The sequence below is a fragment of the Pseudomonas veronii genome, assembly GCF_001439695.1.
Lineage (GTDB): Bacteria > Pseudomonadota > Gammaproteobacteria > Pseudomonadales > Pseudomonadaceae > Aquipseudomonas > Aquipseudomonas veronii.
This window is the reverse complement of the sequence record NZ_JYLL01000001.1, coordinates 23,398-35,343: the sequence shown is the minus strand read 5'-3', so window position 1 is coordinate 35,343 and position 11,946 is coordinate 23,398. Positions and strand designations below refer to the sequence as shown.

The following is an 11,946-nucleotide window of genomic DNA, read 5'->3' as shown; positions in this document are numbered from 1 at the left end:
ACATGCTGCATTTGTCCCGCCTCACTTCGCTGGCCCTGACGATCGCCCTGGTGATCGGCGCGCCTCTGGCTTTCGCCGACCAGGCCGCACCGGCTGCACCCGCCGGCATGGCCGCGACCACCAAGGCGCCGTTGCCGCTGGACGAGTTGCGCACCTTTGCCGAGGTCATGGACCGGATCAAGGCAGCCTATGTCGAACCCGTGGACGACAAGACCCTGCTGGAAAATGCCATCAAGGGCATGCTCAGCAACCTCGACCCGCACTCCGCCTACCTCGGCCCGGAAGATTTCGCCGAGCTGCAGGAAAGCACCAGCGGTGAGTTCGGTGGCCTGGGCATTGAAGTCGGCGCCGAAGACGGCCAGATCAAAGTGGTCTCGCCGATCGACGACACCCCGGCGTCCAAGGCCGGCATCCAGGCCGGCGATCTGATCGTCAAGATCAACGGCCAGCCGACCCGTGGCCAGACCATGACCGAAGCCGTCGACAAGATGCGCGGCAAGATCGGCCAGAAAATCACCCTGACCCTGGTGCGCGACGGCGGCGCGCCGTTCGACGTGACCCTGGCCCGCGCGACCATCACGGTCAAGAGCGTGAAGAGCCAGTTGCTGGAGTCGGGCTACGGCTACATCCGCATCACCCAGTTCCAGGTCAAGACCGGCGACGAAGTGGCCAAGGCCCTGGCCAAGCTGCGCAAAGACAACGGCAAGAAGCTCAACGGCATCGTGCTCGACCTGCGCAACAACCCCGGTGGCGTGCTGCAGTCGGCGGTGGAAGTGGTCGACCACTTCATCACCAAAGGCCTGATCGTCTACACCAAGGGCCGTATCGCCAACTCCGAACTGCGCTTCTCGGCCACCGGCAACGACCTCAGCGAAAACGTGCCGCTGGCCGTGCTGATCAACGGCGGCAGCGCCTCGGCCTCGGAGATCGTCGCCGGCGCCCTGCAAGACCAGAAGCGCGGTGTGCTGATGGGCACCACCAGTTTCGGCAAAGGCTCGGTGCAAACCGTGTTGCCGCTGAACAACGAGCGCGCCCTGAAAATCACCACCGCGCTGTACTACACGCCGAACGGTCGCTCGATCCAGGCCCAGGGCATCGTGCCGGACATCGAAGTGCGCAAGGCCAAGATCACCAACGAGGTCGACAGCGAGTACTACAAGGAAGCCGACCTGCAAGGCCACCTCGGCAATGGCAACGGCGGCGCCGACCAACCGACCGGCAGCAGTGCCAAGGCCAAGCCGATGCCGCAGGACGATGACTACCAACTGGCCCAGGCGTTGAGCCTGCTCAAGGGCTTGAGCATCACGCGCAGCCGTTGATATGCGCGTTGCCCTGATCATCGCTGCACTGTGCAGCCTGGCCGGGGTCGCCCACGCGACCCCGGCCAGCGAACCGCACAAAGCCTACCTGACTCTGATCATCGACGACCTGGGGCAAAACCTGCCCCGGGATCGCCGTGTACTGGCCCTGCCCGGCCCGGTGACCACGGCGATCATGCCCGACACGCCCCACGCCGCCGAATTCGCCCGCGAAGCGCACAAGGCCGGCAAGATCGTGATCCTGCACATGCCCATGGACCCGGCCACCGGCCCGTTCGCCTGGCACCCCGAGCTGCCTATCGAAGAGCTCGGCAAGCGCCTGGACGCTGCGTTCAAGGCCGTGCCCTACACCGCCGGCATCAACAACCACATGGGCAGCCGCATGACTGCCCAGCCCGAAGCGATGGCCTGGCTGATGGGCGAGTTGCAACGGCGCCACAAGTTCTTTGTCGACAGCCGCACCAGCGCGCAGACCGTCGGCGCCGCCGAAGCGCAGAAGATCGGCCTGGCCAGCGTCTCGCGGGATGTGTTCCTCGACGACGAACGCACCGAAGCCGCGATCACCACGCAATTGCAGAGCGCCATCAAACTGGCCCATAAACAGGGCTCAGCGGTGATGATCGGCCATCCGTATCCACAAACCCTGGCGGTGCTCGAACGCGAGCTGCCCAAGCTCAAGGCCCAGGGCGTGGACTGGATTGATATCAAACTGATGATCAGCGTGCGCAGCAATCAGGCGATGGCAGGGCACGGCAAGAACGGCACCTATCGCTACAAATAGCGCGCCATCATCTGGTCGAGCAGGCCTTCCTCGCGCAACTGATCCAACGCTGCCTGCAGCTTGGCCACCGTTTCGTCCGGCACATCCTTGTTCAGCGCCAGGTACAACTGGGCACTGTTGAAGCGAAGCACAGTCTTGAGCCCGGTCACACCGACCTGGCGCGCCAGGTAGCGGCCGGCCGGGTCGCCGGTGGCCCACAGGTCGATCTGGTCATCCAGCAGCTTTTGCGCGTTGTCCTGGTCACGCAGCACCAGCACTGGCTTGAGGCCCTGCTTCTCCAGGGTCTCGGCAATCGCGTCGCCCTTGTACGCGCCAATCTTGTAGCGCCGCGCCTGCGCCAGCTCGTCGAGCTGGATTTTGCTGTCGGCCTTGGCCAGCATCACCCAGTCATCCGGGCCGATAGGGCCGACCCATTTGAACAGCGCTTCGCGCTCCGGCAGGCGGGCCATCACGAACACGCCGTAGCCGGGGTTTTCCAGGGCGAGTTTGTAGATCCGCTCCCAAGGAAAACGCAGAGTGAGGCTGTAGGAAATGCCAGCACGCTTGAAGGTTTCGCGCATGATGTCCACGGCGATGCCTTCGACATTCTCGTCCTTGGCGAAGTTCTTGCCGTTTTTCGCCATGTTGTAGGGCGGGAAGTTTTCCGTCAGCAACACCAGGGAGGCGTCAGACGATTCTTCGGCTTGGGCCACTCCGATCATGAGCACGGAGGTACTGGCGAGCGCGAGCAACAGGTCTTTGAGCATGAAAGTTACCGGAATCCATGGCAAGCGCAGAGAGTGCCGCGCACTTGCCATGGTGTCCAGCAGCGTTTAGCGCACCACGATACCGCGCGCGGCCATGTACGCCTTGGCCTCGGGGACGGTGTATTCGCCGAAGTGGAAAATACTCGCCGCCAACACGGCGCTGGCGTGGCCTTCGATCACGCCGTCGGCCAGGTGCTGCAGGTTGCCGACGCCGCCGGACGCGATCACCGGAATGCCCAGCGCATCGCTGATGGCACGGGTCACGCCGAGGTCGAAGCCGTTTTTCATGCCATCCTGGTCCATGCTGGTCAGCAGGATTTCACCGGCGCCCAGGCCTTCCATCTTCATCGCCCACTCCACCGCGTCCAGGCCGGTCGGCTTGCGCCCGCCGTGGGTGAAGATCTCCCAGCGCGGCGGTTCGCCGGGGCCGGAGACTTTCTTGGCGTCGATGGCCACCACGATGCACTGCGAGCCGAAGTGCTGTGCGGCTTCGCCGACGAACTCCGGGTTGAACACTGCGGCGGTGTTGATCGAGACTTTGTCCGCGCCGGCATTGAGCAGGTTGCGGATGTCTTGCACGGTGCGAACGCCACCGCCCACGGTCAGCGGGATGAACACCTGGCTGGCCATGCGCTCGACGGTATGCAGCGTGGTGTCGCGGCCGTCGACGCTGGCGGTGATGTCGAGAAAGGTAATCTCGTCGGCACCTTGCTCATCGTAGCGACGGGCGATTTCCACCGGGTCGCCGGCGTCACGGATGTTCTCGAACTTGACGCCCTTGACCACGCGACCGTTGTCGACGTCCAGGCAAGGGATGATGCGTTTGGCCAGCGCCATGGTCAGTCCTCAGCCGTTGTAGGCATCGCAGTAAGCCTGGGCTTCGGCGACGTCCAGGGTGCCTTCGTAGATTGCGCGGCCGGTGATCGCGCCGATGATTCCAGGGGCCCGGGCATCCAGCAGCGACTTGATGTCACCCAGGTTGTGGATGCCACCGGACGCGATCACCGGGATCCTGGTCGCCGCCGCCAGCGCAGCGGTGAACGGAACATTGCAGCCCTGCATCATGCCGTCTTTGGCGATGTCGGTGTAAACGATGGCGGACACGCCGTCGGCTTCGAACTGCTTGGCCAGGTCGATCACCTGCACCGTGCTGATTTCCGCCCAGCCGTCGGTGGCGACGAAACCGTCCTTGGCGTCCAGGCCGACGATCACCTTGCCCGGGAACGCGCGGCAGGCTTCGGCGACGAAGGCCGGGTCTTTCACGGCCTTGGTGCCGATGATCACGTAGCTTACGCCGGCCTTGACGTAGTGTTCGATGGTTTCCAGGGAGCGGATACCGCCGCCGATCTGGATCGGCAGGTTCGGGTAGCGCTTAGCGATCGCAGTCACCACTTCGCCATTGACCGGCTGGCCTTCGAAGGCGCCGTTCAGGTCCACCAGATGCAGGCGACGGCAACCACCGTCCACCCATTTGGCAGCCATGCTCACCGGGTCGTCGGAAAACACCGTGGAATCTTCCATGCGGCCCTGGCGCAGACGCACGCAAGCGCCGTCCTTGAGATCGATAGCGGGGATAATCAGCATCTGGCAAACCTTATTCGATATTCAGCAATGCTTGGGAAATCAGGGTTTCTCAAGCGACCACAGGTCGCTTTCGATGCTTTCGAACCGTTCCCTAAGGAGCGTCTGCGTATCGAAAATCGCCCTGTTGTAATAGTGCGGCGCAACTTCAATGGTGAACAACTCAAGGATCTCGGCAACCTCGAACGAGCCCAGCTTGAGCTCGAAACGGTCCTCCATGAAGCGCTTGATCTTGTTGGTAGCCTCACGTTCCTGTTCGGGCGTGAGGTTCAGGATCGGCAGCTTCGGTTTCTTGGCCATCTACCAGCGACCGTCCCACGCAGCGAAGTTCTGCAGCAATTGCAGGCCATGGGTATGGCTCTTCTCCGGGTGGAACTGCACCGCAAAACGCGAACCTTCGGCCAGCGCAGCGGCGAAGTCGACGCCGTAGTGCCCGCCACCCACCACCTGGCGCGGGTTACCGGCGGCGATGTAGTAGCTGTGGACGAAGTAAAAGCGCGCCATGTCCGGGATCTCATGCCACAGCGGGTGATCCACGGTGCGCCGCACTTCGTTCCAGCCCATGTGCGGGACTTTCAGGTGCTCGCCGTCTTCATGCAGGTCCTTGCCGAAGAACTTCACTTCGCCTGGAAACAGGCCGATGCAGTCGACGCCGTCGTTCTCTTCACTGCGCTCGAGCAAGGCTTGCATGCCCACGCAAATGCCGAGGAATGGCCGGTCCTGGCTGACCTCGCGCACCAGGCTGTCAAAGCCCAGGCGACGGATTTCGGCCATGCAATCGCGAATCGCGCCAACGCCTGGGAACACCACGCGGTCAGCCTCGCGAATCACCGTGGCATCGCTGGTGATCAGCACCTTGCCGGCCCCTACGTGCTCGAGGGCCTTGGCCACCGAGTGCAGGTTGCCCATGCCGTAATCGATAACCGCGACCGTCTGCATTACAGGACGCCCTTGGTCGATGGCATTTGCCCGGCCATGCGCTCATCCAGCTCCACCGCCATGCGCAGCGCGCGACCGAAGGCCTTGAACACGGTTTCGATCTGGTGGTGGGTGTTGGTGCCGCGCAGGTTGTCGATGTGCAGGCTGACGAGGGCGTGGTTGACGAAACCCTGGAAGAATTCCTGGAACAGGTCGACGTCGAAGCCGCCCACGGTGGCGCGGGTGTAGGGCACGTGCATCTGCAGGCCGGGGCGGCCGGAGAAGTCGATGACCACACGCGACAGTGCTTCATCCAGCGGGACATAGGCGTGGCCGTAGCGACGGATGCCTTTTTTGTCGCCGATGGCCTTGGCGAAAGCCTGGCCGAGGGTGATACCGACATCCTCCACCGTGTGGTGGTCGTCGATATGCAGGTCGCCCTTGCTGACGATATCCAGGTCGATCAGCCCATGACGGGCGATCTGGTCCAGCATGTGCTCAAGAAAAGGTACACCGATATCAAATCGGGCCTTTCCGGTGCCATCCAGGTTGATCGAGGCTTTGATCTGGGTTTCCAGAGTGTCGCGCTCGACGGACGCCTTACGTTCGGCCATCACCAGCTCCGCAAAATCATTGGGCGAAAAAGGCAGCCATTATAGGGGCGCGGGCGCTAAACAGAAACATCGAAGGGGATAAGACTGACGAGTTGAAGCGAGGAAGGTCGACGCTAGACATGTGCATACAAGCGGGCGCTCCAGGATGGTGCGCCCGCCTGCAGTCAACTTAGTGGAACAGTACCGCCGTCTTTTGCAGGGTCACCCACACACCCCACGCCAACGGAATACCCACCACCAACCAGGCCGCGACAGCCAGCGGCTTGCTGCCGGCGGAGGCTTTCCACTCCAGCACGGTGCTCGAATCGGCACCCTTGTCATGGCCCAGCGCCTGTTCGGCGGCCAGTTCGGCGTCGCTCATGAAGTACTTGTCGGCCACCGGGCGCACCAGCAGGTTGCAGATGAAACCCAGCACCAGCAGGCCGGCGAGGATGTACAAGGTGATGTCGTAGGCGGCGGCGCGTTCGACGCCGATGCTCAACTGATATTCACGCAGGTAGTTCACCAACACCGGGCCCAGCACGCCCGCCGCAGCCCAGGCGGTCAGCAGGCGACCATGGATCGCGCCGACCATCTGGGTGCCGAACAGGTCGGCCAGGTAAGCCGGAACCGTCGCAAAACCGCCGCCGTACATCGACAGGATGATGCAGAACGCCGCCACGAACAGCGCCACGTTGCCCAGGTGCCCGAGGTTCGGGATCAGCGCATACAGGGCAAAGCCCAGGGCGAAGAACACGAAGTAGGTGTTTTTACGGCCCAGGTAGTCGGAGAACGACGCCCAGAAGAACCGGCCACCGATGTTGAACAGGCTCAACAGCCCGGTAAAGCCCGCCGCGATCGCCGCGATCGAGGCCAGTTGCCCGGCATTCAATTGGCCAAACGGCACATCCACACCCAGCAATTTGCCGCCGAACACTTCCTGCAGCAGCGGCGAAGCCATGCCGAGGATGCCGATACCGGCCGATACGTTCAGGCACAGCACCAGCCAGACCAGACGGAATTGCGGGGTTTTCCAGGCGACGTTCACGTGAACGTGACGATGGGTGATCATCGCATTGCTGGCTTTTTTCACCGGCGCGGTCCAGCCCTCAGGCTTCCAGCCGGTCGGCGGAACGCGGTAGGACAGCGCGCCACCGATCATGAACACGAAGTAAATCGCCGCCATCACCAGAAAGCTCTGCCACACGCCGACGCTGGTCGGCGAAGCGAAGTGCCCCATCAGCGCTGCCGCCAGGGGAGCCCCCACCATCGCGCCGCCGCCGAAGCCCATGATCGCCATGCCGGTGGCCATGCCGCGCTTGTCCGGGAACCACTTGATCAGGGTCGACACGGGCGAGATATAACCCAGGCCCAGGCCGATACCGCCAATGACGCCGGAGCCGACCCACATCAGCCAGATCTGGTGGGTATAAATCCCCAGCGCCGAAATCAGCAGGCCGCCACACCAGCACAGCGCCGAGACGACGCCCGCCTTGCGTGGCCCGGCATGTTCCAGCCAGCCGCCCCAGATCGCCGCCGAGCAGCCCAGGAAGATGAAGAACAGGGTGTAGATCCAGCCCAGCATGGAGATCGGCCAGTCGCACTGAGACGAGAAGACCTGAGCGATAAAGCTCATATCCGGCGCACAGGCCACCGGCGCGCTGATCCCCAGCGCCTTGGACAGCGGCAGCCAGAACACCGAGAAGCCGTAGGCCATGCCGATACACAGGTGGATGGCCAGAGCGGCCGGTGGAACCAGCCAGCGGTTGAACCCGGGCTTGGCGATGATGCGCTCCTTGGACAGGAACGCAGGCTGCGCGGCAGCAATACCCGCCGCAGTGCTAGTGCTCATTAGTGTTTCCCCCAGTTATTAGTATGTGTTCGTCAGGCGCTCTCTCCTTCGGCCTTGCACGCAGGGCGTGACCGTTTTGTTGAATAAAGCTCCATTTAAAGCGCGACGTTACGTCGCAGAAGGCGGACGAACGCGCAGAGATTAGCATCAGTGGATGACAGAAAAACCAAAATGCCACTACCTTTCGCGGATTTTTTGTGTTTTTTGACGCCAAAATACCGCCCCCTGCGCTAGATACAATGTAACGATCCGTGAACTGACGCAGGCCATCGGGCGCTATACTCTGCGGCTAAATTTTGAAATCGACATACAAGGACTCGCCCATGAAAGCGTTCGGCAAAATCCTGGGTCTGGTACTTCTCGGGCTGTTGCTGATCATTGTGGCTCTCGGCTTTGCCCTGACCCATCTCTTCGATCCCAACGACTACAAAGACGAGATTCGCCAGATTGCCCGCGACAAGGCCCACATCGAGCTGACGCTCAATGGCGACATCGGCTGGAGCCTGTTCCCCTGGCTGGGCCTGGAACTGCACGAAGCCAGCGTCGCGACCCTGACCAACCCGACCCAGCCGTTCGCCGACCTGCAGATGCTCGGCCTGTCGGTACGCGTGCTACCGCTGCTGCGCCGCGAAGTGCAGATGAGCGATGTGCGCGTCGAAGGCCTGAACCTGCGCCTCAACCGCGACAAGCAAGGCCACGGCAACTGGGAAGACATCGGCAAGAACGCCCCCGAGGCGGCCACCGATACGCCAACCCCCGTGCCAGCGACTGCACCGGTGACCGAGGTGAAGGCAGAGAAACCGCCGCAGCCCATCCGCCTGGACATCGACAGCCTGACCATCAACAACGCCCGCATCGAATACAACGATGAACAGACCGGCAAGCAGTTCAGCGCCGAGAGCATCCAGCTGAGTGCGGGTGCCATCCACGAAGGGGCGAGCATTCCGCTGAAGCTCACCGCGTTCCTCGGCAGCAACCAGCCGGTCATGCGCGTCAAGACCGAACTCAACGGCAACCTGCGCATTCAGCGGGCGCTCAAGCGTTATCAGTTCGAAGACATGCGGTTCAGCGGCGAAGCCACCGGCGAACCGCTGCAAGGCAAAACCGTGACCTTCTCCACCCAGGGCCAACTGCTGGTGGACCTGGCGGCCAACATTGCCGAGTGGACCAACCTGAAACTCTCGGCCAACCAGTTGCGCGCCCTCGGCGAACTGAAGGTCAACGACCTGGACAAGACCCCGCAGCTCAGCGGCGCCCTGTCGATCGCCCAGTTCGACCTGGCCAAGTTCCTCGACAGCGTCGGCAACCCGCTGCCACCGATGGCCGAGGGCAGCCTGAGCAAAGTCGAGCTGGTCAGCCGCCTCCAAGGCACGCCGACCCGCCTGGCCCTGGAAGACCTCAACCTGAAACTCGACGGCAGCACCTTCACCGGCCGCGTTGCCGTGGACGATTTCGCCAAGCAATCGCTGCGCGTGCAACTCAAGGGCGACACCTTCAACGCCGACAATTACCTGCCGGCCAAGTCCGAATCCGCCAAGGGGGCAACCGCCGCACGCCAGGCCGAAGTGCAGAACAGCGAAGCCGGCGCCATGGCCGCCGGTGGCACCACACCGCTGCCGGACGCCCCGACCAAAGGCGCCTGGAGCACCGACAAGCTGCTGCCGCTGACCCGCCTGCGCACGCTGGACGTGGAGGCCGACCTGGCCTTCGGCCAACTGACCCTGAGCAAGCTGCCGATCCAGAACGCCATGCTCAAGGCCAGCGGCCTCGACGGCCAGCTCAAGCTCGACAGCCTGAGCGGCGGCCTCTACAACGGCAGCTTCCAGGCCAATGGCAGCCTCGATGTGCGCCAGGACATTCCAGTGCTGGCCCTGCAAAGCCACATCAAGCAAGTGCCGGTCGAGCGCATCCTGCAAGCCCAGGGGCAGACGCCGCCGGTCAAGGGCCAGATCACCCTCGACAGCAACCTCAGCGGCCGCGGCAACAGCCAAAAGGCACTGATCGACAGCCTCAACGGCAACGCCAGCTTCGTGATCAACAACGGCGTGCTGCTCAACGCCAACCTTGAACAGCAACTGTGTACCGGCATCGCCCTGCTCAACCGCAAGACCTTGAGCAGCGAGCCACGGGCCAAGGACACACCGTTCCAGGAACTCAGGGGCAACCTGACGTTGCGCAACGGCGTGGCCAACAACCCCGACCTGAAGGTGCGTATCCCCGGCCTTACGGTCAACGGCAACGGCGACATCGACCTGCGCGTGCTGGGCATGGATTATCGCGTCGGCATCATCGTCGAGGGCGATCAACGCGAAGTGCCGGACCCCGCCTGCGAGGTAGGCGCCAACTTCCAGGGCATCGAAGTGCCGCTGCGCTGCCGTGGCCCGCTGGAGCTGGGCGCCAAGGCGTGCCGCCTGGACAAGGACGGCCTCGGCCAGGTCGCCATCAAGGCCGCCGGCAACCGCCTCAACGAGAAGCTGGAAGAGAAGCTCGACAAAGTTAACCCGCAGTTGAAAGACGCGTTGAAAGGCCTGTTCAAACGATGAGAAACGAGCAGTTTTCCGAGGCGGTACTGAACTGGTACGACCGCCACGGTCGCCATGACCTGCCCTGGCAACAGGGCATCACGCCCTACCGGGTGTGGGTTTCGGAGATCATGCTGCAACAGACCCAGGTCAGCACCGTGCTCAATTACTTCGACCGCTTCATGGCCTCCCTGCCAACGGTCGAAGCCCTGGCCGCCGCGCCGGAAGACGAGGTGCTGCACCTGTGGACCGGCCTCGGCTATTACACCCGGGCGCGCAACCTGCAGAAGACCGCGAAGATTGTCGTGGCCGAGTACGGCGGCGAGTTTCCCCGCGACGTGGAAAAGCTCACCGAACTGCCCGGCATCGGCCTGTCCACCGCCGGCGCGATCGCCAGCCTGAGCATGGGCCTGCGCGCGCCGATCCTCGATGGCAACGTCAAACGCGTGCTGGCACGCTTTACCGCGCAGGAGGGCTACCCCGGCGAACCCAAAGTGGCCAAACAGCTCTGGGCCACCGCAGAACGCTTCACGCCCCATGATCGCGTCAACGCCTACACCCAGGCGATGATGGACATGGGCGCCACCCTGTGTACCCGCAGCAAGCCCAGTTGCCTGTTATGCCCGCTGGAAAAAGGCTGCGAAGCCCACATGCTCGGCCTGGAGACGCGCTACCCGATCCCCAAGCCGCGCAAGAGCATCCCCCAGAAGCGCACGCTGATGCCCATGCTGGCCAATGGCGACGGCGCGATCCTGCTTTACCGTCGCCCGTCCACGGGCCTGTGGGGCGGTTTGTGGAGCCTGCCGGAGCTGGACGACCTGCAAGACCTCGAACACCTCGCCCACCAGCACGCGCTGGAGCTGGGCAAACAACAGGAACTGCCGGGGCTGATCCACACCTTCAGCCACTTCCAACTGGCCATTGAACCCTGGCTGGTCCAGGTCGAGGAATCCGCCCATCACGTGGCCGAGGCCGACTGGCTCTGGTATAACCTCGCCACCCCGCCGCGCCTGGGCCTTGCCGCCCCGGTGAAAAAACTGCTGAAGCGCGCGGCCGACGTATTGAACGCAGGAGTTTCGTCATGACCCGCACCATCATCTGCCGCAAGTACCACGAAGAACTGCCCGCCCTGGAGCGCGCCCCGTTCCCGGGTGCCAAGGGCCAGGACATTTTCGATCACGTCTCCGCCAAGGCCTGGGCCGACTGGCAGAAACACCAGACCCTGCTGATCAACGAAAAACGCCTGAACATGATGAACGCCGAAGACCGCAAATACCTGCAAGGCGAGATGGACAAGTTCTTTTCCGGCGAGGATTACGCCAAGGCCGAAGGCTACGTGCCGCCTGCTCAATAATTGATCAAAAACCGGGGTCGGCACGTAAGCGACGGTAATAATTAAATATTTTTTGAAAACTTGCTTGACGACCCCCTGAAAAACCCGTTTAATGCGCCCCGTTGCCCAGATAGCTCAGTCGGTAGAGCAGGGGATTGAAAATCCCCGTGTCGGCGGTTCGATTCCGTCTCTGGGCACCACTATTAAGTTTCAGGTGGTGCAACGATCATCTGAAACACCCAAAAAACCCGCCTAGTGCGGGTTTTTTGTTGCCTTCGATTTACCCATCCCGAACCGGGGT

The 11,946-nt window shown here is 62.8% G+C and carries 12 protein-coding genes and 1 tRNA gene; 6 read left to right on the top strand and 7 right to left on the bottom strand.

The genetic code is table 11. The features are described 5' to 3' along the window. The first annotated feature begins 2 nt into the window (after positions 1–2). Both TU80_RS00145 and TU80_RS00140 read left to right on the top strand, forming a co-directional pair. A complete protein-coding gene (locus TU80_RS00145) occupies positions 3–1,319 on the top strand; it encodes a S41 family peptidase (protein WP_046385002.1) in 1,317 nt (438 codons plus the stop codon). Between the two features lies 1 nt (position 1,320). Beyond that, the gene (locus TU80_RS00140) at positions 1,321–2,100 is read left to right on the top strand and encodes a divergent polysaccharide deacetylase family protein (protein ID WP_017849935.1); all 780 of its coding nucleotides are present in this window, start codon (positions 1,321–1,323) and stop codon (positions 2,098–2,100) included. Here the strand turns inward: TU80_RS00140 and TU80_RS00135 are convergent. The 7 genes from TU80_RS00135 to TU80_RS00105 form a co-directional block, all read right to left on the bottom strand. Further along, complete coding sequence (locus TU80_RS00135) at positions 2,091–2,846, bottom strand: substrate-binding periplasmic protein (RefSeq protein WP_057003610.1); 756 nt, start codon at positions 2,844–2,846, stop codon at positions 2,091–2,093. The two genes, TU80_RS00140 and TU80_RS00135, sit on opposite strands and share 10 nt — an antisense overlap. A 66-nt stretch (positions 2,847–2,912) precedes the next feature. Then, on the bottom strand, positions 2,913–3,683 hold the full coding sequence (gene hisF, locus TU80_RS00130; protein ID WP_010563131.1) for an imidazole glycerol phosphate synthase subunit HisF: 771 nt from the start codon (positions 3,681–3,683) through the stop codon (positions 2,913–2,915). Positions 3,684–3,692: 9 nt separating this feature from the next. Further along, entirely contained in the window at positions 3,693–4,430 is a 738-nt protein-coding gene (hisA, locus tag TU80_RS00125; protein ID WP_017849937.1) for a 1-(5-phosphoribosyl)-5-[(5-phosphoribosylamino)methylideneamino]imidazole-4-carboxamide isomerase, read from the bottom strand. A 39-nt stretch (positions 4,431–4,469) separates the two neighbouring features. Then, positions 4,470–4,727, bottom strand: a complete 258-nt coding sequence (locus tag TU80_RS00120; protein ID WP_017849938.1) for a DUF2164 domain-containing protein — start codon at positions 4,725–4,727, stop codon at positions 4,470–4,472. Further along, complete coding sequence (hisH, locus tag TU80_RS00115) at positions 4,728–5,366, bottom strand: imidazole glycerol phosphate synthase subunit HisH (RefSeq protein WP_017849939.1); 639 nt, start codon at positions 5,364–5,366, stop codon at positions 4,728–4,730. Next, positions 5,366–5,959 carry an imidazoleglycerol-phosphate dehydratase HisB gene (gene hisB, locus TU80_RS00110; RefSeq protein WP_017849940.1) on the bottom strand — a complete coding sequence of 198 codons (594 nt, stop codon included), beginning with the start codon at positions 5,957–5,959 and terminating at the stop codon, positions 5,366–5,368. The genes hisH and hisB overlap by 1 nt, the downstream gene beginning before the upstream one ends. Positions 5,960–6,128: 169 nt before the next feature. Further along, the gene (locus TU80_RS00105) at positions 6,129–7,790 is read right to left on the bottom strand and encodes an OFA family MFS transporter (RefSeq protein ID WP_057003609.1); all 1,662 of its coding nucleotides are present in this window, start codon (positions 7,788–7,790) and stop codon (positions 6,129–6,131) included. Positions 7,791–8,113: 323 nt separating this feature from the next. Between TU80_RS00105 and TU80_RS00100 the strand changes: the two genes are divergently transcribed. The 4 genes from TU80_RS00100 to TU80_RS00085 all read left to right on the top strand — a co-directional run bounded on the left by TU80_RS00100 (position 8,114) and on the right by TU80_RS00085 (position 11,845). Next, positions 8,114–10,333 carry an AsmA family protein gene (locus tag TU80_RS00100; RefSeq protein ID WP_057003608.1) on the top strand — a complete coding sequence of 740 codons (2,220 nt, stop codon included), beginning with the start codon at positions 8,114–8,116 and terminating at the stop codon, positions 10,331–10,333. Next, the gene (gene mutY, locus TU80_RS00095; protein ID WP_046385008.1) at positions 10,330–11,397 is read left to right on the top strand and encodes an A/G-specific adenine glycosylase; all 1,068 of its coding nucleotides are present in this window, start codon (positions 10,330–10,332) and stop codon (positions 11,395–11,397) included. The genes TU80_RS00100 and mutY overlap by 4 nt, the downstream gene beginning before the upstream one ends. After that, positions 11,394–11,666, top strand: a complete 273-nt coding sequence (locus TU80_RS00090) for an oxidative damage protection protein (protein WP_017849944.1) — start codon at positions 11,394–11,396, stop codon at positions 11,664–11,666. The genes mutY and TU80_RS00090 overlap by 4 nt, the downstream gene beginning before the upstream one ends. A gap of 103 nt (positions 11,667–11,769) precedes the next feature. Continuing rightward, positions 11,770–11,845: transfer RNA gene (locus tag TU80_RS00085), tRNA-Phe, on the top strand. Positions 11,846–11,946 lie beyond the last annotated feature (101 nt).

Excerpts from the sequence above, each read along its gene's own strand:
- TU80_RS00145 (WP_046385002.1), top strand. The coding sequence starts at position 3 with ATGCTGCATTTGTCCCGCCTCACTTCGCTGGCCCTGACGATCGCCCTG.
- TU80_RS00140 (WP_017849935.1), top strand. The coding sequence starts at position 1,321 with ATGCGCGTTGCCCTGATCATCGCTGCACTGTGCAGCCTGGCCGGGGTC.
- TU80_RS00135 (WP_057003610.1), bottom strand. The coding sequence starts at position 2,846 with ATGCTCAAAGACCTGTTGCTCGCGCTCGCCAGTACCTCCGTGCTCATG.
- hisF (WP_010563131.1), bottom strand. The coding sequence starts at position 3,683 with ATGGCGCTGGCCAAACGCATCATCCCTTGCCTGGACGTCGACAACGGT.
- hisA (WP_017849937.1), bottom strand. The coding sequence starts at position 4,430 with ATGCTGATTATCCCCGCTATCGATCTCAAGGACGGCGCTTGCGTGCGT.
- TU80_RS00120 (WP_017849938.1), bottom strand. The coding sequence starts at position 4,727 with ATGGCCAAGAAACCGAAGCTGCCGATCCTGAACCTCACGCCCGAACAG.
- hisH (WP_017849939.1), bottom strand. The coding sequence starts at position 5,366 with ATGCAGACGGTCGCGGTTATCGATTACGGCATGGGCAACCTGCACTCG.
- hisB (WP_017849940.1), bottom strand. The coding sequence starts at position 5,959 with ATGGCCGAACGTAAGGCGTCCGTCGAGCGCGACACTCTGGAAACCCAG.
- TU80_RS00105 (WP_057003609.1), bottom strand. The coding sequence starts at position 7,790 with ATGAGCACTAGCACTGCGGCGGGTATTGCTGCCGCGCAGCCTGCGTTC.
- TU80_RS00100 (WP_057003608.1), top strand. The coding sequence starts at position 8,114 with ATGAAAGCGTTCGGCAAAATCCTGGGTCTGGTACTTCTCGGGCTGTTG.
- mutY (WP_046385008.1), top strand. The coding sequence starts at position 10,330 with ATGAGAAACGAGCAGTTTTCCGAGGCGGTACTGAACTGGTACGACCGC.
- TU80_RS00090 (WP_017849944.1), top strand. The coding sequence starts at position 11,394 with ATGACCCGCACCATCATCTGCCGCAAGTACCACGAAGAACTGCCCGCC.